Consider the following 23337-nt stretch of genomic DNA (forward strand, 5'->3'; position numbering starts at 1 on the left):
ACTTCTGGTTCAGTGACATCTGCACATATGCAGATGTCACTGAAGAATAGAACCATGCCTACTGCATTTCTGCAGTAAACAAATCAGACAGAAATCAAAAAAACAGGAATCAAGAATTTACACAAAATTCTTGACGCTATCGCTAAAGCAAGTGTTAAACAATATAAAAATACAATGACAAGATATTCAAATCTAAAGATAAATAAATTAACACTAATTAATGTTCTAATAACATCACATATCACAATAGCAAGAGAAGAATAGAGAGAAAGACTAACACAAGCAAATATATTTTTTATTTTTCTTTCATGTCTTGTCTCTCTTATTTTTACCATAAGATTTTCTCTATCATTAAGACAAGACACTATAACAAGTGATAACCCTAAAAACAGAAAAATAGTACGGATCTTAGGCACTGTCACAAATGAAGAAAATATAAGTGTCATTATATAAAATAAGACAAGAAGCTTTGTTCTATTCCTGTTCATCATAAATGATACCTACCTTAAAAATTATTCCTAGGATAATTATTGTTAGTATAAAGACAATAATCATTGGCATAAAACTTATCTTCTCATATCTAAGGTCAATAACATTGACATATGCATAATCCGGAAATATCTCACCTGTATAAAATGAATTGAATAAATAAATTCCAAATGTAATTAACACGGAAATATACTTATTAAAATATGTGAATAATGAAATAGAATAGCTTATTCCACATAATAGAGCTGTTGCAGTACCAATTAAAATAACATGAAAGAAAAAATAAAAGTTTGGTGCAAACGTATACCAATAACCCATGATCCCTTTGAAATTAGGAGTTAGACCATACGCTGTAGTTTTAAATGTACTATTCACTCCGCCACTTAATGGATAAGCGATTAGTGATACAAAAAAACTAATTAAAAGCGGTAATGCAATTATTAGAAATCCTGAAATCATTGAAGCAATAAGATGATAATTATGGTATTTATTTTTTTCATCCCTTGTAGCTATACAAGCTGTCATATTTGCTTCATAATCTTCTGCATAACCCTGTGAGCATGCAAAACACGCCATAAGAGGAGCTGCCACCAAAAACATCGTATGTAAACTTATTGTCAATGTAGAATACAAAAGTGTCACTTCTGGTGCTTCAATAGCTGCTATATAACCATCTAATCCATAATCCTGTATAATTTCTCGTCCAAGTGGCATAAAGCATACAATCATAATACATAAAAAAGCAATCAGATACTTTCTACTCCACATGATCTTTTTAAGATATATTCCAATATTCATTTTCCACCTCTTGAATAGATTTCCTTTTAAATAAAAATATATTGTAAATCATTATATATAGTATATATATATATATATCATCAATAAGTCAATTGCTATTGACATAACCAGAATCACAAATACTTTGATTTACTTGTCAAAAACTAAAAAAGCATGATGAATAATCAAAGCTATTCCACATATATAGCGTCTTGGAGAAGCAATGTATTTATAAATATTCAATAATGCATTGCTTGTATTACGATAAGAGCTTCCTTCATAAACATGACAATAAACTATTGAAATTAAAAGCAAAATTAATAATGAAATAAAAAAGAGCGTGTATTACGCTCTTACATCTCGAATGCCATCACCTGCTTGTGGTGCGCTTTCTGTCGTATAGTTAGAGAAACGTGAGAACTGACGTTCAAAGACAAGTGGGATATCGGCTGTTGCACCATTTCTGTGCTTAGCGATAATGATTTCTGTCAATCCGTTTGTTTCTGCTTCTTTTTCTTTATTCTGATAATCTTCACGATGAATAAATGCGACAATGTCCGCATCCTGTTCGATTGCCCCTGATTCACGTAAATCGGAAAGCATTGGCTTTCCTTTACGCTGTTCTACCTGACGAGATAACTGCGACAAGGCAATAACAGGGCATTCTAGTTCTCTGGCCATGGCTTTTAGCTGACGTGAGATATCTGATACTTCCTGCTGACGTGATTCTCTTGAATTGGCTGGTCCACTGATCAGCTGAAGATAATCGATAATGACAAGAGCTAAACCATGTTCTTGTTTTAATCTTCTACATTTAGCAGCGATTTCTCCAACTTTGATTCCTGCTGAATCATCTATGAAAAGATTACATTTTGTAACCTTTTCTGCCGCAGCATAGTATTTAGTAGGATTTTCTTTAAGAATTGCACCGTTCTTTAATGAATCATTGTTTATTCCCCCACTGCAACAAAGTAATCTGTTGACTAGCTGAGCAGCTGGCATTTCTAGTGAAAATACTGCAACAGCATCAGGGCTTTGGAATGATGCATTATGGGCGATATTTAAGGCGAATGCGGTCTTACCAACAGATGGACGGGCAGCTAAGATAATTAAATCCCCTGGCTGGAATCCCGATGTTAATCTATCGATATCACGATATCCTGTCTTTACCCCGGAAATATTTCCACCGTTCTTTTGTAATAAGACAAGACGATCTGTTACTTCCTGAATGACATCATTGATATTCTGGAATTCACCCGCATTACGATCTCTTGTAACATCTAGGAAATTCTTTTCTACTGTAGAAATAAAATCATTCATATCTCCGACTTCATCATAAGCCTGAGAAATAATTTTAGTAGATTCTTGAATTAATCTTCTTAATAATGACTTATCATTAAGAAGATTAAGATAATACTGAGTATGAGCAGTAGTAGGAACTGATTCACTCAACTGCATCAAGTATTCAACTCCTCCAACTTTATCAAGAATCTTCTTATCCATAAGATATGTCGTGAGGGTAGTAACATCTACTGGGACGCTACTATCATGAAGGTATTTCATACCTTCAAAAATCATCTTATGTTTATCATAATAGAAATCCTGAGGCAGAGCCACATTGATGACTTCTGCACAGGCATCTTTATCAATAAGCATCGCTCCTAAAAGAGCACGTTCTGCTTCAAGATCATGTGGATACTCTCTTTCCATAAGATCCCTCCTATTTTTCAGTTAAATGTACATTAACAGTACCAAATACACCTTTATAAAGCTCAATCTTTAATTTAGTTGTACCAAGGTTACCAATTGGATAAGCATTCACAAATTTTCTCTTATCTACCTTGATACCATAATCTTCTCTTAAAGCTTTAACAATCTGTTTAGTAGAAACATGTTCAAAAGTACGACCTTCTTTACCAGTTGCAACCTTGAATTCTACTTTAATATCTTCAAGACGTTTAGCAAGTTCTTCTGCTTCCTTCTTCTTTTCAGCTTCAATAAGAGCTTCTTCTTCCTTCTGTTTAGCTAAAATATTCTTTTGAACTTTAGTAGCCATAACAGCCTTCTTATTCTTGATAAGGAAATTCTGTCCATATCCATCAGCGACATCTACGATGTCTCCTTTTTTACCAACTTTTCTTACATCTTCCAATAAAATAACTTTCATATCTATTCTCCCCTATCTTCTAAATATTCATTAATTGCATCTTCAAGACGCTTGCGCGCTTCTTCGACAGTTGTCTCTTTTAGCTGACAGGCTGCCATTGTGAAATGGCCTCCTCCACCCATTAATTCCATGATCATCTGTACATTGATTTCACGTGAACTGCGGGCACTGATAGAAATAACATCTTTTGCGGTTCTACCAATTGTAAACGCAGCCTTAACATGAGAAATGTTAAGCATCTGGTTACTTGTCTTAGCTAATACAACTGAATCATGTTCATCATCATCATTCGCATATGCGATCAAGATGTGATCTTTAAATTGATATGCGCTCTTAGAAATATTCATGACTTCTACTGTACGATCAAATGAATCTTCTAGGAATTCATAAGCTCTAACAACATCTGCCTGCATTTCTTTAAGCTTAGCGGCTGACTGGAATGTACGTACACCTACACGCTGTCTGAACTGGTTTGTATCTACTAGCATACCAGAATACATAATTGTTGCATCAAGTTCAGTTAATTCTACCTTCTTGCTTACATAACTATAAAGCTCGACAATAAGCTCTGTTGCAGATGAAGCAGATGGTTCTAGATAAGTTAATGTTGGTGAATCAATAAATTCTTCACCTCTACGATGATGATCAATAACAACCTTCTCTTTTGTCTTTTCAAGTAAAGTCTGTGAAATAGAAAGAGATGGCTTATGATGATCTACTACAATCAATAATGAATCTCTCTTTACACGTTCCACTGCTTCTATTGGTGAAACAAGTAAATCATTGTATCTTTCATCTTTTTTGATGATTGACACAACATCCGCTGTCTTTTCTTCTAATGAATCATTATCAATGACAATATGTACCTCTTTATCAAAACTTTTTACTAGTTTCGCGATACCCAAAGATGAACCTAAAGAATCAAGATCAGAATATTTATGTCCCATGACATAAACATTCTCACTTCTCTTAATAATACCTGAAAGCGTCTGTGCAATAACTCTGGCACGTACCTTTGAAGATTTCTCAAAGGTATCTGTTGTACCACCAAAATATCGAACACGATCATTGCTGCTCTTGATTGCAACCTGGTCACCACCACGTGAATACGTAAGATTAAGTGCTGAAGAGGCAAGCTGTTCTAGTTCACCTAATACTCTCGTCCCTCTACCAATACCGATAGAAAGTGTCATTACTTCGCCAAGTTCTAAGATAGATTTTTTAAAGCGATCTAGAATATTGAATTTATCTTCAATGAGTTTCTTATAAATACGTTCATTAAATAAAATGAAATAACTTCCAGACTTGTATCTTCTAATGATCATGCCATTATCACTAGCCCATTTTACAATAACCTGACGAACAACTGATTGAATCTCTACTGATTTTGTTTCATCAGCATTAGAAATAGTTTCATCGTAGTTATCAATAGTAATATAGCCAATACACATCTGACCATCATCGAAGTCCTGTTCTAGTACAGTATATTCTGTAACATCTTTTAAATAGATCAGATGAGATTCATCTGAATTGTAGGCTTCAAATTTACGTCCTTTTACATCGATAAGTCGTACATCTTCATCTTCAAATAATGAAGCTAATGTTGGCTGCCACTCTAACAGCTTAACTCCTACAATCTTAATATTTAATGCTAAAAGAAGATCTGATACCCATGTGATGTTTCTATTATCATCATATTGAATAAGACCAATTCCCCCAAAGATTAAAGCATTGCCCATATCCTGATTCAATGCTTCAGAGACACTCAAGGAATCATTTTCTAGAAGTGATGCCATATAGATCATACAGCCAAATATGATGACATTTTTTAATAAAACATATATAGCTAATATGAATAGCACATCCACATTTAAAACAAGATAGAAACTTGTCACAATGACAATTTCTAGCAGTAATGCCAAAGTAAAGATATTTCTCAACGATAACATCTTTTTTGTCATGGCATTCACCTCCTCATTCATTCATTATATATTGTTTTCACATGTTTTTCTATTCTTTAACATCACCATGATTCGCATTCTTCATAATTTCATCATAAATTGTGTTTTTTCTTTGTGTTATTGTATCAATACCCCCAACTATTGCATATAAGACCGGTGTAATTGGGATGATCAACAAAAGAATAAGCAAGGCACTTGCGCCTGGTTTTCCCTGTAATACAAAGAAGAAAGAAAAATATGATAATCCTGCTACCACAAAGATCATATAAGTCAGATAGTAAGTATAATTAACAAATATATTCTTCATACCATTGCTTCTTAATAAGAAAGATACAGCCAGTAAAATGGCACATACCAGCCCTGCTTTTCTTGATAATCTAAAGGTAGATAAATGAAAAGATTCAGGAAAAGGAATATGGAATCTCATTAAGATAATCTGTGTTAATGCTAACATGACATAACATTCCATGAAGGAAACACCAAGAATAAAGAGAGGAATCATATTCTTGACTTGAGACAAGCTTATGTACTTCTTTAATGAAGGCCAGAACTCAATCGCATTCTTATAGCTTTGTGTCAATTGAGCAATAAGATCTATACCAAATAATCCTGATAACACTTCATATAACATAATATTAGCGATAAAACTGACAATAAATCCTCCCAGCAATATCCATTCTTTCTTTAGTTTTCTTTTTAAAGATTCACCTAAAAACAATCCAAACATTGAGGAATATATTGCAATAAATATGAACATTGGTAATCCTGTAAAGATAACTATTAATACTGAAACAAAGGCAACTATCATATTATCTTTAAGATTATAGCGATAACCATACCAGGCAATAGGAACAACCATAAAATAGCCTACCAATGAATCAATCATTCCTGCCAAGTAAGAATTGAGTATTGATACTAACCCAAATAATGCAGCTATCATTGCCCCTTCTACCAATTGTCTTGTCTTCATCTTTATTCCCCCTTCAGTCCTTTCATTTTAGTATAAGATTTCTTATTTGTACAATGAAAATCTAAATTAAAAAAAGAGCTGATCATCATCGATCAGCTCCTTTTCTCATGTTTTATTGAACACTATTAAATGATTATTATTCTACAACGTATGGTAATAACGCCATCTGTCTAGCACGTTTGATAGCTCTAGCTAACTGTCTCTGATATTTAGCTGAAGTACCAGTTACACGTCTAGGGATGATTTTACCGTTTGCAGAGATGAATCTCTTTAATAATTCTACATCTTTGTAATCGATATATTCGATATGGTTTTTAGTAAAGTAACATACTTTTCTTCTACCCATTCTCTGTTTTCTATATGCCATTATTGTATCCTCCTGTTAGAATTGAATATCGTCTTCCATAATATTGAAAGTATTCACTGAATCATTGAAATCACTTTCTAGATCCACTGTTTTCATATCATAGAAGTCATTGTTCTGGTTTTGTGTTTTTGGTGACTGAGAATTCTGGTTTCCACCATAGAAATTATTCTGAGGAACAGCGTTTTCGTGATTCTGCTGATATCTTTCTCTAGAAGCTTTTGTTTCTAAGAACTGTACATTATCAGCTTGAACCTCTACTACAAAGACTCTCTGTCCTTGTGCATTATCATAGCTACGAGAACGAAGTCTTCCATCGACTCCTACAAGCGACCCCTTTGAGCAGTACTGTGCAACATTTTCAGCTGCCTTGTTCCAAACTACAACTGGGATAAAGTCAGCTTGCTGACCATCCGCACTATTATAGTTACGGTTAAGTGCAAGCGTAAAGCTTGTAACGGCAGTTCCATTACCAGTTCTTCTTAATTCTGGATCTCTTGTCATTCGTCCAACGATGACAACTCTATTCATCATAATTATTCACCCTCTTATTAGTCACGACGTAAAGTTAAATGACGTAATACATTAGCGTTGATACGTGATAAACGTTCAAATTCAGCTACGTTAGCAGGTGTAGTGTGTACATCAAATACAACATAGTAACCTTTAGTATAATCTTTGATTTCGTAAGCTAAATCACGTAAGCCCATTTCTTCGCTCATGTTGTCAACAACACCTTCACCTTTAGTTAAGATATTCTTGAAGTTTTCAAGAAGAGTATTTCTTGCTTCTTCTTCAACATCAGGCTTAACAATCATCATAATTTCATACTTGTTCATTCTGTTTACCTCCTTTGGTCTATACGGTCTATTTTCATAGACAGGCTGTAAATATAATTTACATGCTCAATCATAATAGCATTCTCTTACAAGAAAAGCAACGATTATTTCGAGAAAATTATTATCTAAGATCTTCTTTTGTCGTGATCTTTATATTATCGTAATCTCCTTCTACTACATAGACATCTTCTCCCATGATTTCTACCATAGAAGCATCATCAGTGACACTTACCTGATGCACTTTAGCATAGTCATGAGCCTTAATAATAAGAGCTGTTTTAAATGACTGTGGTGTCTGTGCCTGATAGAGTTCTTCTCTTTTTAAGGTGTTAACCACCTTCCCATCTACCACTCTTTTAATGGTATCTTTGCATCTTACCATTGGAAGACAGGCATCACATGAAGATAATGTATCCACAATTCGATCAAGAAGCTCCTGTGACACATATGGTCTTGCTCCATCATGAATCATGACATAATCTTGATTAACTGCCTTTAATCCTTCAAATACGGAATCCTGTCTTTCTTTTCCCCCATTGACAAATACCATTCTTTCTTCATTAAGAAGATTCTTAAAATCATCTCGTTCTTCCATTTTAGAAACAATGATAATCTGTTTACATCTTTCATCGTTAAGAAAGATCTTTACACTCTTTTCATAGACTGTCTCATCATCCATCTTAAAAAACATCTTATTGTATCCTAACCCAGTTCGTTTGCCACTTCCGGCACACAGTATGATTGCACTATAGTCCATATTTCCACCTCCCTCTTATTCTATCACAAAAGACGAATCCTAATGATTCGTCTTATTATTAATTTCTGAATTTATAATATTCTCATAATGAATACTTCCTGGTTGGTTGTCACTTAACTTCTCTTCTTTCTATCATGAATAATCTTTATAAGAGAATAGATAAATAAAATAGGAGCAGTTATTCCTGTGATATACCACCAGAACTTATTGTTAGTATTTGTACCAAACCATATTGTGATTGCTAAAAGAATACCTACGGGGATAAAAACAATGTCTTTCATTAAAAAATTAAATATCTTCATAATGATTTCTCCTAATAATTTGGTCTTGTAGACTTAAACCATCCACCATTACCAAGTGATCTTGTCTTTGACTTGTATTTTTTAGATGCAAGGACTATTTTCATATAAAGCTTTCTATTAGCATATCTAGAAGAAGCATCGTTACGTCTTTGTAAAGTGAATGATACATAACCACTTACATAGAATTTTCCTGCGTAATGAGATAGTATACCTTGTGCTGACCATGCATTAAGAATATTCTTAGCTAAAGCGCTAACTGCTGATTTCATTGTTGCCATTGAAATACCTGTTATTGTTGCAGCACCAATAATTGCAGGTAAAGCTATAATAGCTCCAACTATGATTGATGCATCTTCAATTGTAACTTTATATTTGTGCTTGAAATTGCCAACATTCCAATAATTCTTAGCCACCATAAGCATTGATCCATAATTATTGGTAGAAACAGTATCTAAAATGTTTGAAGTTTGTTCAGAATCCATTTCAACGTAGCCTACTACCTTGCCATTCACCTTGATTACGTTATCAAATTTATCATATATGATATCGTATTCAATCTTTCCATCTTTAAGCATAGAAACTCTATTATAGTCCCTGCTTTGTGAAACCTTATAGTCATACGTGTCGAATATCATTGTAGCATTTTTTCATACGCATAAGATGGAGTCAATAAGGAAGAGAAAATAAGACCAATTACAGCCAAAAAACAAAACCATTTTTTCATAAAAAATCCTGCTTTTTTCATATTAAATTGTTAATTATATTATAGCAGGCCTATATATTTTTGAAAACAATATTATAGTTTTTTAAAAATTAATGAAATACACATTATTTTAATAGATAAGTTATTATTTTAAAGGAGATAGATAAAAGAATAAAATTATATTAATTGTTGACAAATATCGCACTAAAAGCTTGAAAAGAGGCTGTAACGAAATGCTTGAGTCACTTCGTTACAGCCTCTTTCATAATCTTTTTTGATTATTAATTTCTGAACTTATAATATTGTCATAACTATTTCTCCCAATATTTTAGTCTTACAGATAAAATCCTTGCTTCCTTCATATATGATCAGGATTTTATTTATTCAAGTTCTTTTCTTCTTTGACTACTTTTTTCATCTCTCTGCTTTGTTTAATACTCATTGTTAATGAATAGACAAATAATATTAAAGAATTAATACATGCAATATCCTTCAGAAATTTTATGTCTGTATATTCTCTTAGAATAACCAAAATCAATAAAACAATTATAACTGGAAAATAGACAACATCTCTTAACAAGAAATTCAATACTTTTTTCATTATTGTTCTCCTTAATATACTGGACGTGTCGATTTCCACCAACCGCCGTCTTTATATTTACAATGTTTAAGGTTTGTTCAAAATGTAGGCTACGACCTTGCCATTCACCTTGATTACGTGATCAAACAAATCATATAGGATGTCGTATTCAATCTTTCCATCTTTAAACACGGAAACTTATAGTCGTACATATTGCGTTTTTTATAAGCATAAGATAGAGTCAATAAAGAAGAGAAAATCAGACCAATTACAACCAAAAGCCCTCATTTATTCATATTAAAACAATCATAATATTGAAAAGACGAATCATTTACGATTCGTCTTTCTTGATTTCATCTGTTTCAATAATAAAACGTACACTTGATTTCTGCTGATCCATTTTACCTGAATAATTATCATAAGCATCAGCTTCTCTTATTGCTTTTATCTTCTTGATAAACTCTTTCTTCTTACCAGTAGAAAGAGAAGCTAATTGAGAAATACCTTTTTCATGGAACAGTGTCAATCCCTGAGCGAACTGTCTCATTCCTTTTGCTAGAGACTGATAGCCATCTTCTAATTGTGGAAGATGTTTACAAAGTGTATCAGAACCATCACTTAACTTCTTGCTCATCTTGGCAATCTTCTGATTCCCTTCTTTATATGCTTTCATTGCTTTCGCAATCTTTTCACTTCCATCAGCTAAAGCATTGACTTGTCCTGCTAAATCCTTTACTGATGATTCATTTGGCAATGTTTTTCTTAATTCATCAACATCATTTTTCATGTTGTCGAGCAGTTTAGTTAAAGATGACATATCCACCTTCTTAACATCCTTACAGGCATTATAAATATGTGAATAACTATCAGAAATCTGTTTTAATGTTCCGCTCTCTTTAAGACTGCTTTTTAATAAAGAAAGCACTCTTTCTTTTTCATCATCTGTCAACGATGTTTCATTAAGCACATTCTTCATCTTCTCTTCAATATCATTGTAAACACCATTGGCTAACTGTTCCTGTGTCTTTGATAAATCTTCCTTTTCGATCACATCAAGCAGTTTCTTATAAGAAGCTATTCCATTCTTCATTTCAGAAAGCTTTTCACCAAGTACTTTTTCTTTATTGCTTAAAGATAAAATCTTCGACATTGTTTCTTTAGAAGAAGAATTCTTCAATGCCTGTACAGCCTTATTAAAATTAGTAGTGCCCGTTTCAAGTTCAGCAGATTTACTGCTCATTAAAGATAAGGCCTCACTTAACTTCTTAACCGCATTGTTAATTGTTCTTGTTCCCTTTGTATACTGAGAAAGTCCTTCTCCAAAGGCACCTGATCCTTCAACTAATTTTGAAGCATTGTTGACGAGTTGAGAAGACTGATCATTCAATGTGTTCAAGGCGTTCTGTAAATCTTCAATTTTATTAATTGAAGACATCTTTATATTCTTAAACAATCCAGATGTCACAATATGACTTGAAAAGTCTAGCTGGAAGTCTTTAGCGGTTGCACTGACTTCTATGAAGTCAGGGATGTCAGAATCATTCAATGATTCTGATAATCCGGGACTAATCAGTCCTGCAACCATATGCTTGTTTTCATAGTCCATGACTTTTCCATTTTTCACTTTGATATGATCAAAGTGATCTTCAGATAATGACAGCATGGAAAGAACAGTAAAAGGTACATAAACCTTGTAGCCATTCATCGTTCTTTCTTCATTGTTTTTATAGTCAACACGAATCTTGACCTGTCCACTTTTCCCTTGTATTTCATTAGGGCTAACCTGTTTACCATCAAGGAAATATGACAATTTAACATCCACCGGAAGCTTCTTTGTGCTTGTACCCATATAGCGAATAGCCTCATTGTGGTTTTGCCAAAGTAGAGTACCGTTCTTTAGGTTAAACTCTTCATCCCCTTCTTTATTTTTAATTTGGGACAATATTGTCTGATCTTTAATAAGGTCACTCTTATCTTCTTTTTTAAGAGACACATCTACCTTAATCTTTTTTATATTACCAAAAGCATCTGCTTTCACATTAACTGTTTCCTGTTTAGAAGAAGAATCAATGACTTTCTTTCCTTCTTCATTTAAAACAACCACACTATTCTTTTTTTGAACCCTCTCTCTGCTTTTCCCTTTTGAAGATGTACATCCTACAAGAGTTAAAGAAAGCAGAAGACACAACAGCTTTTTCATTCTTATCACTCCACATTCTTTAAAGCCTCACTCATTGAGACTCTCTGTATTTTTCTATATTCCATGATAGCGACGACAGTGTATGTCAATACACCGTATATAAACATTTTTATGTAGACTATTTTATTGATATCAAATGGAATCCATCCTGACATTTCAGTCTTCATCATGGCTATAAAGACAGGCTTAAGTAAATAATATTCCAAAGGAATAGAAACTATGATACTTAATAGTACGACCAATGAGGTAGCTAGTATATAAAGCTTAGCTGCTTCTCTATTAGAATAGCCAAGTATCTTTATAATGGAGATGGACTGTCCATTCTTTTCAATAATGACTTTTGATAACAGATAGATGATGACCATAAACATAACCAAAGAGATTCCTTGTACTACCGACATCATCTTACCCATTGAAGCGTCAAGCTGTCTTGATATTTTTGTGATAGTATCAAAATCAATGATAGTAGCTATATTCTCCTTCTTAATATCAGTAATGGGTTTATCGCTAAAGTATCCAGAAAAATACTGACTTCCTGTCTTTAAGATATCTTCATTCAATTTTTCTTGATCCATAAAGACACAGACACTTCCAGGATAATTATAGATACCCTGTACTTTTAATTTATATGTCTTCTTTTCATACGGCTCATGCAAAATAATTGTATCGCCTTTGTCATAACCGTATTTTTCATGATAAGAAGATGAAATATAAACACCATCTCCATGATGATCAATATTCACATAACGACTCTTTTTATGTATGCCATAAACCATGACATCTTCTTCTTTAGCACCACTCTCTTTTGCTTTTAATGAACAGGCGCTAAACTTCTCTGCCTCCTGATCAGTTTCAACTTCTCTTTGATAACTGAGAAGTGAAATCATGGATTTAAGTTTATCTTCACTTTGAATAGATGAAGGGACCTTTAATATATACTGATAATCAGCAATCATCTGACTCTTCATCACATCCTGATAATTATGAATCATATCTGGTAATGCAAGTGCAAATAACAATAGTAGATTAGCAAAGAGAATACCAACAAAGATCATAATATAGCTTCCTATATTCTGAAAGATAATACGCATACGAAATCTTGTAAAAAATGGAATATGTCGCGGTAAATACACAGCATGTTTTCTCTTTGATTTACTTAGATCTCTTTTTATAAACTTCAACACTGTAAGAGAAAGCTTTCTTCTTAATGCTACATAGTGAATAACAATCATCAAGATAAGTGGTACAACCGTTGTTTCCACTAAAGCACTAATACTCCAGATTGTCTTATAGCTTGTCAATGAGTAGCTATTATAATAAAGAGAAGCCATTAATGTCTTAAAGTAAGTATAGCCTAGAATATTTCCTACTAGACAAGATATTAATGTTACTATCATCGGTGCACTCATATAATGAAAGATCAGTTCTTTGATTGTATATCCTGTTGCTCGAAGTGTTCCAATAACATTTGCTTCATTCATGATGGTATCAGATATCATCACCACAAATACAAATGCCATAATGATAATCATGATATAAAGAAGCATCATAACCATCGCTCGATCACTTCCCATATCTGAACCAGTAAATGTGATTGACTGATTCTGATATCGTGGAACATAATCATCTAGACTTGTTTCTTCATTAATAACTTTTAACAGATCATCCGCAGCCTTCTTTTCATCCTTTATCTTTTTATTATATTTCCATGCATAACAATATTTCATCTGTGAACGTGTTAATTGATTGAATGTTTTCTCATTAACAACGCCTACCCCAAATTTAATAGCATCAAACATTGAATCAGAATTATTTTCAAAGAGGGCACTATAATCAGATAATGCGACAAAGCCTACGATTTTCCATTTATTATCAAGATAATTACCAATGGATAAATGATTGTTTTTTGCATATAAACGATCAATCGCAATTTCTCCTTCTTTTCTAGCTAAACGTCCTTCAAGAACATCCACTTTATTAATAGTATGTCGTTGTTTAAAGATTCTTATTTTAGAAGAAGAAAGAGTTCTTTCTACATAAGAAAGATCATAGATTGTTACATTCCTTGAAATGTTTTTTCTTTGCGCTTCATTTAATGGATTCTTTGTCATAAAATGACCATCTTCTATATTACATTTATCAAAGCTGTCATTATATGCCTTCAGCATGCTTTCATCTGCCACAAAGAATCCTGAGCACAAGGAAATAGTTCCTACTAACAATAAAAAAATAACAATATACTTAGACCATCCATTACGAATTTCTCTTGGTATTCTTTTCATTAATGGACTCATAGTATCACCACTCGATCTGCTTGATGGATACTTTCTTATTAACCTGATTACTCAAGATCTCACCATCTTTAATATGCACAATACGATCTGCCATATGAGCTAATGCATCATTATGAGTGACCATTAGAATAGTTGTCCCATACTTCTCATTAATATCCTCTAATAATCCAAGAATATCTTTTGATGTCTTATAATCCAATGCTCCAGTAGGTTCATCACAAAGCAAAATCTCAGGATTTTTAATAACAGCCCTTCCAATAGAAGTACGCTGCTGCTGACCACCAGATAATTCATGTGGTAATTTATTCTGATGTTCATATAAACCAAGCACACGTAAAAGATGATCTAAATCAAGAGGATTATCACTCAAATAGGCTCCTACCTCAATATTCTCCCTTACCGTCAAATTAGGTATCAGGTTATACATCTGAAAGATATATCCCAGATGAAATCTTCTATATTTTGTAAGGTCTTTTTCTTTCATCTGAGATATATCTTTACCATCAACAAATATCTGTCCCTCATCACAAGAATCAATACCCCCGATGATATTTAACAAGGTCGATTTTCCACATCCCGATGGTCCTAGCATAACGCAAAGTTCACCTTTATTTAGACATAAGTCAATTCCTTTAAGGACATGAACAAGACTTTCATCCTGCCCATATGATTTCTTCACATTCTTCAAAACTAAAAATTCCATATTCTCACCTCTTATAGTTAGTCGTCACTAACTGCCATAATTATTTCATACCTGTAAAAAATTAGCAATATAATTTTGCTTTATAAAACAAAAAAAGACTGTCAAATGACAGTCTTTACATCATCGTCTGTTCAATCATCCAGATGACTTTCTTATAGGCTGAAATATATTCATCCATTGATGAAGAAATCTGATAAGAAGATACTTCATCAGCTGCTTCTTTAATAGAAACAACAGCATCTAATAAATGATGAAAATCATTGCATAACTCTGTATAGACAGCTTTTACATCAGTGTTAAATTCACCTTTTGCTTCTTTGATAGAAGAATTGTTCTTAAATTCTTCTAATGTTGCAACTGGATGATATCCATTCATAAGCATAACTTCCGCAACATCATCAATCTGCTCATTGATCATATTATAATATTCTTCCAACTTTCCATGTGTCTCTAAGAATGTATGACCAGCGATATACCAATGATAGCTCTGCAATTTATGATAGAAGACAACGAGATCTGATAAATAAGCATTTAATTTATTTTCCATATTTTTCCTCCTTTTTTATGAGCACTTTCTGTGCTTTCCTTGTATTTACATGATATGATTTTTATATCTCATTTTATAGCAGTTTCTTCTTTATAATTAATACAATATTGTACGAAAGGAGTATTTATGCATAGAGTAAACAACCTGCATCCTATTTTTGTAGGAACAGAATGCAATGAAGAAAATCATAAAGCATTGACTCATCTTCATTCTTATGTAGAAATCATCAAATCTTTAGAAGACCATCTTTCTTTACGTATTGATGGAAAAGAACTTGAATTAAACAAAGGTGATATCTGCCTTATTAATCAAAGACATCATCATCAGATTTTTAACAAGAAGAATCATTCTTGTCTAAGAAAAAGTGTCATCTTTGATCCCTTTGCCTTAATTCGTGAAGAACGTATTATTTCTTCATATCTTGATCCCATGTTAAAAGATCCTTCTTTAAATTATATAATCTTTGATCATAGACATCCTTCCAATCAGGATTTAAGTAAAATCATTGAAAACATGGAACATAGTCTACATGAAAAAAACAGTGGCTATATTCTAGAAGTGATGTCTTTACTGTTTTTATTATTGCGTATTATCTATTTATCTTATCTTCAAAGAGAAGACAATCTTTCTCTTATTGATTATGATGAACAGATTCAACGTCGTATGACATCTTATATATATGAACATTATCAAGAAAAGATTTCTCTTGAAGATATCGCCAACATTGGACATGTCTCCATCAGCAAATGTTCAAAGATGTTCAAGAAATATGTGCAGATGTCTCCGATTGACTTCTTAAACAATTATCGTCTAGAAGTCAGCAGTAAACAGTTAAAAGAAACAACCAAGAGCATCTCTGAAATTGCTCAAGACTGCGGATTTTCTCAACAGAGCTATTTTAATAGATTATTTCTAAGAGCATACCACTGTACACCACGTCAATATCGTATTGACAAATCACCAAGAAAAGTGTACGTTTAAAGCACTTAAACCAGGCATTCCCTGGTTTTTATCTTGGAGGATTATCATGTTAATAATTAATGCAATACTATTAGGGATAGGTTTAGCGATGGATGCGTTCTCTGTATCTTTAGCCAATGGGTTAAATGAACCACATATGAAAGTAAAAAAGATGTCCAAGACATCCTTTGTCTTTGGTTTCTTCCAGTGCTTTATGCCACTTATTGGATGGTTATGTGTACATACCATCGTTCATTACTTTAAACAGTTTGAAACATTCATTCCTTGGATTGCCCTTATCCTATTAGGATACATCGGTGGAAAGATGCTTATCGAAGGTATTCGTGGTGAAGAAGAAGAAACAGCTGTTCTAACTAAATCTACTTTACTACTTCAAGGTATTGCGACAAGTATTGATGCCTTATCGGTTGGCTTTACTATCGCTAATTATAATATGGTTAATGCATTCATTACCTCATTCATTATCGGTATTGTAACATTCTCAATCAGCTTTGCAGGTCTACATATTGGAAAAAAATTTGGTACAAAGCTTTCTGGTCGTGCTTCTATTCTTGGAGGTATCATCCTTATTGCGATTGGACTTGAAATCTTTATTTCAGCAATATAAAAAGGTCATAATTTTATGACCTTTTTATAATGGAAATGATACTTATTAGTCTTTAACCTTTTATATACATATAGTTACCTAATAAGCTAATAATACCCATTAATACTAATAAAACGAAAAGCACTAAAAGAATCTTCTTCAACACCTTCATCGTAACACTTGCTCCTTTTATTTATTTTCTAACTAAAGATCTTAATATTATCTACTTTTATTTTATATATATGTCTATTATAAAATATTATTTAAACATAAAAAGGTCAATTATGACCTTTTTTTCATTACTATCTTAAAAACAAGCGCAATCACAAGACATACAATCAGATTAATAATAGCTGGACTAATCGTCAATAATGCACTCACATCAGCGGTAAAACTTATTGCTTGATGTTTTACAAAAATCAAATAACAATAATATAAATAAAATCCAATATACAAGATAACAGTAAGAATCAGCGGCGATACCAGCAGTAATCTTGGAAGCTTCTTATTTTGATAAGAGTCAAAGATATACTTTATTAATACAAATATCGTCCATATGATCAATAAAATAGTTAAAATCATGATTCTCCTCCTCATAACTATTATTTTATCATATGTATAACAGTTTTTAGAAAAGATATCATAAAAAAATTATTATTGATGATACTGCCCTTTTGGTATGACAAAAGGAGAATGAGCGATAGGATCTTCTATAACTTCACAATCTAATCCATAGACTTCTTTCATTAATTCTGAAGTAATGATTTCTTCAGGTTTTCCTTCTTTGATGAGTTCTCCTTCTTTTAAAGCATAAATATAATCCGCATATCTTGCAGCTAAATTGATATCATGCAAGACCATCACGATGGTCGTATTTTTCTTCTTATTGATTGTCATAAGACTATCCAATATTTCTATCTGGTAAGAAATATCAAGATAAGTTGTAGGTTCATCTAAAAGCAGAATATCTGTATCTTGTGCAAGAGATAAGGCAATCCAGACACGCTGTCTTTGTCCACCTGATAATTCATCGACGTTTTTATCATGTAGATCTTCAATATTCATCATGGCTAATGATTGATGAACAATATCAAAATCTTTTTTGGTAAGTGAAGAAAACATCTTCTGATAAGGATATCTTCCTCTTAAGACAAGATCCATCACACTAATACCTTCTGGCACTACTGGATTTTGTGGCAATAAACCTATATGAGTTGAAAGAGTCTTTGTCTTATAGCTAGATAAAGACTTTTCATCAAGCGTAATCTGTCCTTTTCTTGCATCAAGAAGTCTTGCAAAGCTCTTTAACAATGTAGATTTCCCACAGCCATTGGCACCTAGTATGACACTGATTTTTCCAATGGGTGGGGTCATACTGAGATTCTTGACAATGTTTTCTTCATCATATCCTAAATATAATTGTTCAGCTTTAATTTGCATATTACTGAACTCCTTTCTTGTTCATCATGAAAATAAGATAGAGCAGATAAGGTGCTCCAAGCATTCCTGTTACCACTCCTACCGGATAGCGAGAAGACAAGCCATATTGAGCAATCAGATCCGATGCCAATACAAGAATCGCTCCAATGCAGGCAGTGGCAGCCATATTGTTTTTTCCATTGCGAAGAATTCTTCCAGCAATCGGTCCCGATAAAAAGGATACTGATGCAATAGGTCCAGTAATGCTTGTCGCAAATGCGACAAGCATTAACCCCACAATAACAAGACTGATTCTTAATGTTTTAGTGTTAACCCCAAGTGAGACCGGAAGTTCTTCTCCTAAACCCATTACGCTTAATCCATTATTCATTATAGCAATAAGCACACAGGCAATGATGGTTACTATAAGCAATGAGAACGCATCGTTCATATTTACGGTATTTAAGCTTCCTGAAAGCCATCTTAAAGCGTTTCCTACATCATATTCAGAAGTTCTAATCAACATCCAGGAAATCATTGCACTAAGCATTGCGCGCATGCCTATTCCAATAAGAATAAGGCGGTTATTGGAATATCCATGATGATAAGATAATAAGACAATAAGCAAAGAAATAAGCATACCAAATATGATCGCAATAAGTGAAACGATTAGCCCTGAAAGCTGCAAAATCAAAATAGCGAAAACCGCAGCTACGCTTGCACCAGTCGATATGCCAAGCATATCAGGACTGGCGAGCGGATTTCGCAGCAGCTTTTGAAAAATGTTTCCTGCTAAGCCAAAGCAGATACCCGCTAATAGTCCAATAATAACGCGAGGCAAGCGTAGTGTGGTGATCACAAATGCGCCTTCTGTTTCACCATGAAATAAAACGTTATAGATATGTGAAAATGAATAGATTGTTTTTCCATAGCTTAATCCGATATACATCAATGCGGCTATGATCATTATGAGAAACATGACTACGATCAGGTATTTTTTCTTTTTCTTGTAGTAGTTTCTTCTATGTAAATCCATACTTCTTCACCTTTCTTACAATCATGATAAACACCGGGGCTCCTAGAAGAGCCATAATGATACCTACTTCTATTTCAGCGCTGCCGCCGACAAGTCGGCCGATTATGTCACTTGAAAGAAGGACAGCGCTGCCTAATAATGAGGAAAAGAGAAGGACTTTTTTCATGGCATTTCCACAGAGGAGACGAACAAAGTGAGGAATCATCAATCCTACAAAGCCGATTGGTCCTGCTAATGCGGTGATGGAGGCACAAAGCAATACGCCTACAATTGTGGAAAGTACACAAATAAAACTTACATTGATACCAAGACTTGTGGCCATTTCATCACCTAAAGCCATGATGTCTAGCGATGATGAAAGAAGATAGGCAATAATCAAGGATACAATAATCACTGGCAAAACAGTTATAATATCCTGCCATGAAGCCTTGGAGAGACTTCCTACCTGCCAGAATCGAAAACGATCCATCAGCAAGCGATCTTTTAGCATCAGTGCATTGACAATCGACTGCAATGCTATACTCATTGCTGCACCAGCTAACGCTAACTTGATAGGCGTCATGCCGCCATATCCAAATGATGATATAAGATAGACACACACCATTGTCAAAAGTCCCCCGACAAATGCGAGTGCTAATGATGAGATGCGGCCAACTTGAGAGAAAGACATTCCCATAATGACAAATAAGGCAGCTCCTGTATTGACACCAAGAATACTAGGATCCGCAATGGGATTTCTGGTAATTGATTGCATCAGTGCCCCTGAAACGGATAATGAACATCCTGCCAATAAAGCAAATATTGTACGTGGCATACGTGCACGTACAATATTGACTTCATTATTGACAATCGAAGAATCAAAGGCCTCTATCACGCTCTTAAATGAAACTGTGACTTTTCCAAGCATAAGAGATAGAACTGCCATTATGAGTGTAAGCAATACAATCAATAGAAAAAATGTACTAAGCTTTTTTGGCTGCTTCATTGATAACCTTTAAGTAATTATCAAGATTATGAGGAATAGACAGAATACTTGGTGTCGTTCCTGCCGCAAGTTCTGAATCACTGCTTAAAAGAACTACAGCGCCATTCTTGATGGCTGGAATCTGTGAAAGCAATGGATCACTTTGCATCTTTTTAAGTAGTGCTTCATCACCATATGTAACAATAAGTTCCACATCTTTAAATGTACTTGCTTTCTCCCTGCTTACTGTAAGAGAGAAATCTTTAGAATCAATTGATTTAATGCTTTCTGGTACTTCCAATGATAAATCCTGAAGATAAGCTGCTCTTGGGTCTTTTAATGTGTAGACATAGAACTTACTTAAATCTTCTGCACTAAACCACATGAAGGCACTCTTCTTCCCTTTTAGATCAGGATAAGAAGAAAGCTTCTCTTTAATCAATGTTTCTGTCTTTTTAACAAGTTCCTGTCCTTCTTTTTTCTTGCCTAAAGCAGTAGCGTTTTCAATTGTCTGATCACGCCAAGTTGTCTGCCAGGCATTCTTCTTATACGGCAATACTGGAGCAATCTTGCTTAATGTTTCATATTCTTCCTTAGTCATACCTGAATAAGAGGCAATAATAACATCTGGTTTTGTTTTCGCTATAGCTTCATAATCCCATCCATCAGTGTCATCAAAGACAACTGGATTGTTTTCTCCAAGTTTCTTGAATGCCTGATCAGCCCATACATGAAGATGATTCTTTGTTTCTGCACCATAATTAGAACGAGAAACACCTACAGGGACAATTCCTAATGCTAAAGGGGTATCACCGTTTTCCCATCCTATCGCTGCAACACGTTTAGGTTCTTTCTTAATAGTTGTTGTACCAAAAGCATGTGTCAAGGTAAGAGGATACTGATCAGTTGAAGAAGTAGATGACTTCTTGGTAGAACTGCATCCCACTACGGACAATGCCAATAAGATTGATGACAACATCGCAATTACTTTTTTCATAGTTCCTCCTTAATAAGTTAGTCTTAACTAATTCTACTGATATATATTTTATATTCAAGTAAAGTGATAAAAAAAAGACAGGGTTCCTTATCCCTGTCTATTTACTGACTGCTCCCACGGGCAAGCCCATGGGGTTCTGATTGCCAAGGGTAGCTTGTAATCGTACACCATTTTCAGGCTTTGGAGTTACAAGTGTAAATCTGTTTGAATCAGGACTTTCATTACCAAGCAGTCCAACGACCACATTAGCGGTAAACTTCTGCCTTGCGGCAAGGACGTACAGTCAATCGCCCTGATATTAAGTTGTTAAGCTACTTTGATTCCGCTATTTAATATTCTTATCTTGTTGGCCTTAATCCATGCGATTAGGGCTTTTTCTTTGTTGTATTGAGCCTTAAATTCTGTAATACATTTGTCTTTATCTATGTCCTGTGTTCTATAATCGTAGCAGTAAAGTAGATAAGATGAATACCAGTCTCTTTGTACTTCAGTACCATCACGAAGTTTATACAGTCTGTCAGACAGTTTCTTTTTGATGTAATCATCAGCCGTATGGTCGTACTGGCTTGCCCTATAATTATTAGGAACCTCTATGTATGTACCACCCGTGACTTTGAATTTCCTTTCTACCGCAGTCTGAAATCCAGATGGGCAGCGGTTCTTTATGGATTTTCCAAAGCGCTTTTTCTTGTTGAACTTGCCTTTACTGTTAACAGTAGTTTCTTTTGTACGTCTCATGAGCCTGCTCGCATTTTTAGGCTCTGTCACAAACGTATCTCCAAGACTTCGTAAGTGGTTGGCATCTTCGTTTATTGCAAGCTGCCTGTTGACTGCGTTGATACGGCATAATTCAGAGTGCTTAGCTTTCAGCTTCTTATAATGATTAGAGTATTTCCATATTTTACGGCCTTTCTTGATCGTGCCATCATCATTATAGTTCTGAGGATTTGTAGCCCGTCTCGACCTGTCCATTGCCCTGTAGAGTAGACGCTCTTTTTTCTCGGAAGTCTGTATGCTGTTGCCACGCTCCGAAAGATTTTTTAAGCCAACCTCGGTATTTGATGTATATGCAACCGTCTGCGTTCCGATATCAGCGCCTATCGTGCCCTTGCCGTATATGTGACGGGGATTGCCGTGCTTGTCATATTTAGGCATCGCTTTTCCTTCGATGGTCAGATGAAGATACAGCCTGTATTTGCCTCTTATCAGCTTAGGCACGAGAGTAGCATAGCACGGTCTGTATGTATCAATGCAATATGCGTCTTCTACAAATCTATAGACTGCTTTATCATCTATCATTTCAGAGTCAGCAAGATAAGATAGAACTGCGTCCACTTCATCTTGTTGAAATCTATCATTAATTTGTATTCCAAAGATATTCCTGCCGATTCTGAATTGCAACTTGTCACCCTTGACAGATATAGGAATGCCGCGATTTATCTGTTTTGCTCTTATACAGGGTAACTCCCCATACTTTGAAAAATGGATCATTTTGCCGTTATCGTAAAGGCATTTCTCGATACCACGCCATACGTCCTCAGCTTTGGTGAGGGCGAATATGGCATCTATGCCATATTTCTTGCCTATCGGAATCATGGACTTTCTGCAAAAATCCCATGTGACGTTGTATTCAGACTGCATTTCATTAAGCTGTTTTGCCAAAACCCTACGTTTATCTTTGTCTTGAGTATTGCCATATAA

24 protein-coding genes are annotated in these 23337 nt (G+C 34.2%); 2 read left to right on the plus strand and 22 right to left on the minus strand.

Annotation, left to right across the window (positions count from 1 at the left end):
• Positions 1 to 474: 474 nt before the first annotated feature.
• The 16 genes from J6L95_RS04920 to J6L95_RS04995 all read right to left on the minus strand — a co-directional run bounded on the left by J6L95_RS04920 (position 475) and on the right by J6L95_RS04995 (position 15653).
• Positions 475 to 1287, minus strand: a complete 813-nt coding sequence (locus J6L95_RS04920) for a hypothetical protein (RefSeq protein ID WP_287458361.1) — start codon at positions 1285 to 1287, stop codon at positions 475 to 477.
• A gap of 324 nt (positions 1288 to 1611) precedes the next feature.
• Positions 1612 to 2976: a replicative DNA helicase gene (gene dnaB, locus J6L95_RS04925; RefSeq protein WP_287458362.1), complete on the minus strand. Its 1365-nt coding sequence runs from the start codon at positions 2974 to 2976 to the stop codon at positions 1612 to 1614.
• A 10-nt stretch (positions 2977 to 2986) separates the two neighbouring features.
• Positions 2987 to 3433 carry a 50S ribosomal protein L9 gene (gene rplI, locus J6L95_RS04930; protein ID WP_029071401.1) on the minus strand — a complete coding sequence of 149 codons (447 nt, stop codon included), beginning with the start codon at positions 3431 to 3433 and terminating at the stop codon, positions 2987 to 2989.
• A 2-nt stretch (positions 3434 to 3435) separates the two neighbouring features.
• Positions 3436 to 5394 carry a GGDEF domain-containing protein gene (locus tag J6L95_RS04935; RefSeq protein WP_287458363.1) on the minus strand — a complete coding sequence of 653 codons (1959 nt, stop codon included), beginning with the start codon at positions 5392 to 5394 and terminating at the stop codon, positions 3436 to 3438.
• Positions 5395 to 5443: 49 nt separating this feature from the next.
• Positions 5444 to 6364, minus strand: a complete 921-nt coding sequence (locus tag J6L95_RS04940) for a DUF2232 domain-containing protein (RefSeq protein WP_287458364.1) — start codon at positions 6362 to 6364, stop codon at positions 5444 to 5446.
• 136 nt (positions 6365 to 6500) lie between these two features.
• Entirely contained in the window at positions 6501 to 6731 is a 231-nt protein-coding gene (rpsR, locus tag J6L95_RS04945) for a 30S ribosomal protein S18 (protein ID WP_029071399.1), read from the minus strand.
• A gap of 15 nt (positions 6732 to 6746) precedes the next feature.
• Positions 6747 to 7262: a single-stranded DNA-binding protein gene (locus tag J6L95_RS04950; protein WP_029071398.1), complete on the minus strand. Its 516-nt coding sequence runs from the start codon at positions 7260 to 7262 to the stop codon at positions 6747 to 6749.
• Positions 7263 to 7279: 17 nt separating this feature from the next.
• Positions 7280 to 7567, minus strand: a complete 288-nt coding sequence (gene rpsF, locus J6L95_RS04955; protein WP_029071397.1) for a 30S ribosomal protein S6 — start codon at positions 7565 to 7567, stop codon at positions 7280 to 7282.
• Positions 7568 to 7688: 121 nt separating this feature from the next.
• Positions 7689 to 8324 (minus strand): 2-C-methyl-D-erythritol 4-phosphate cytidylyltransferase, encoded by a 636-nt coding sequence (ispD, locus tag J6L95_RS04960; protein ID WP_287458365.1) that lies wholly within the window; start codon positions 8322 to 8324, stop codon positions 7689 to 7691.
• 113 nt (positions 8325 to 8437) lie between these two features.
• Entirely contained in the window at positions 8438 to 8626 is a 189-nt protein-coding gene (locus J6L95_RS04965) for a hypothetical protein (RefSeq protein ID WP_031589473.1), read from the minus strand.
• Between the two features lie 11 nt (positions 8627 to 8637).
• Complete coding sequence (locus tag J6L95_RS04970) at positions 8638 to 9201, minus strand: hypothetical protein (protein ID WP_287458366.1); 564 nt, start codon at positions 9199 to 9201, stop codon at positions 8638 to 8640.
• A 504-nt stretch (positions 9202 to 9705) separates the two neighbouring features.
• Complete coding sequence (locus J6L95_RS04975; RefSeq protein WP_287458367.1) at positions 9706 to 9930, minus strand: hypothetical protein; 225 nt, start codon at positions 9928 to 9930, stop codon at positions 9706 to 9708.
• A 310-nt stretch (positions 9931 to 10240) separates the two neighbouring features.
• Positions 10241 to 12109 carry a BAR domain-containing protein gene (locus J6L95_RS04980; RefSeq protein ID WP_287458368.1) on the minus strand — a complete coding sequence of 623 codons (1869 nt, stop codon included), beginning with the start codon at positions 12107 to 12109 and terminating at the stop codon, positions 10241 to 10243.
• A 5-nt stretch (positions 12110 to 12114) separates the two neighbouring features.
• Entirely contained in the window at positions 12115 to 14391 is a 2277-nt protein-coding gene (locus J6L95_RS04985) for an ABC transporter permease (RefSeq protein WP_287458369.1), read from the minus strand.
• Between the two features lie 16 nt (positions 14392 to 14407).
• Positions 14408 to 15106 carry an ABC transporter ATP-binding protein gene (locus tag J6L95_RS04990; protein WP_287458370.1) on the minus strand — a complete coding sequence of 233 codons (699 nt, stop codon included), beginning with the start codon at positions 15104 to 15106 and terminating at the stop codon, positions 14408 to 14410.
• Between the two features lie 115 nt (positions 15107 to 15221).
• Positions 15222 to 15653, minus strand: coding sequence for a Dps family protein (locus J6L95_RS04995; protein ID WP_287458371.1), 432 nt, complete (start codon positions 15651 to 15653; stop codon positions 15222 to 15224).
• A 126-nt stretch (positions 15654 to 15779) separates the two neighbouring features.
• Here J6L95_RS04995 and J6L95_RS05000 point away from each other — a divergent pair, with 126 nt between their 5' ends.
• Entirely contained in the window at positions 15780 to 16634 is an 855-nt protein-coding gene (locus J6L95_RS05000; RefSeq protein ID WP_287458372.1) for an AraC family transcriptional regulator, read from the plus strand.
• A gap of 46 nt (positions 16635 to 16680) precedes the next feature.
• On the plus strand, positions 16681 to 17241 hold the full coding sequence (locus J6L95_RS05005; RefSeq protein WP_287458373.1) for a manganese efflux pump MntP: 561 nt from the start codon (positions 16681 to 16683) through the stop codon (positions 17239 to 17241).
• 261 nt (positions 17242 to 17502) lie between these two features.
• Here the strand turns inward: J6L95_RS05005 and J6L95_RS05010 are convergent, their stop codons facing one another.
• The 6 genes from J6L95_RS05010 to J6L95_RS05035 all read right to left on the minus strand — a co-directional run.
• Positions 17503 to 17802, minus strand: a complete 300-nt coding sequence (locus tag J6L95_RS05010; RefSeq protein WP_287458374.1) for a hypothetical protein — start codon at positions 17800 to 17802, stop codon at positions 17503 to 17505.
• Between the two features lie 72 nt (positions 17803 to 17874).
• Positions 17875 to 18660, minus strand: coding sequence for an ABC transporter ATP-binding protein (locus J6L95_RS05015; protein ID WP_287458375.1), 786 nt, complete (start codon positions 18658 to 18660; stop codon positions 17875 to 17877).
• A 1-nt stretch (position 18661) separates the two neighbouring features.
• Positions 18662 to 19675: a FecCD family ABC transporter permease gene (locus J6L95_RS05020; RefSeq protein ID WP_074689061.1), complete on the minus strand. Its 1014-nt coding sequence runs from the start codon at positions 19673 to 19675 to the stop codon at positions 18662 to 18664.
• A complete protein-coding gene (locus J6L95_RS05025; protein WP_287458376.1) occupies positions 19662 to 20660 on the minus strand; it encodes a FecCD family ABC transporter permease in 999 nt (332 codons plus the stop codon). Before J6L95_RS05025 ends, J6L95_RS05020 begins: the two co-directional genes overlap by 14 nt.
• On the minus strand, positions 20638 to 21636 hold the full coding sequence (locus J6L95_RS05030; protein ID WP_287458377.1) for an iron-siderophore ABC transporter substrate-binding protein: 999 nt from the start codon (positions 21634 to 21636) through the stop codon (positions 20638 to 20640). The genes J6L95_RS05025 and J6L95_RS05030 overlap by 23 nt, the downstream gene beginning before the upstream one ends.
• A gap of 306 nt (positions 21637 to 21942) precedes the next feature.
• Positions 21943 to 23337: hypothetical protein (locus J6L95_RS05035; protein WP_287458378.1), on the minus strand; the 1395-nt coding region annotated here is incomplete at its 5' end.

The sequence above is a fragment of the Kandleria sp. genome (assembly GCF_017934775.1).
In the GTDB taxonomy this organism is placed as follows: Bacteria; Bacillota_I; Bacilli_A; order Erysipelotrichales; family Coprobacillaceae; genus Kandleria; species Kandleria vitulina.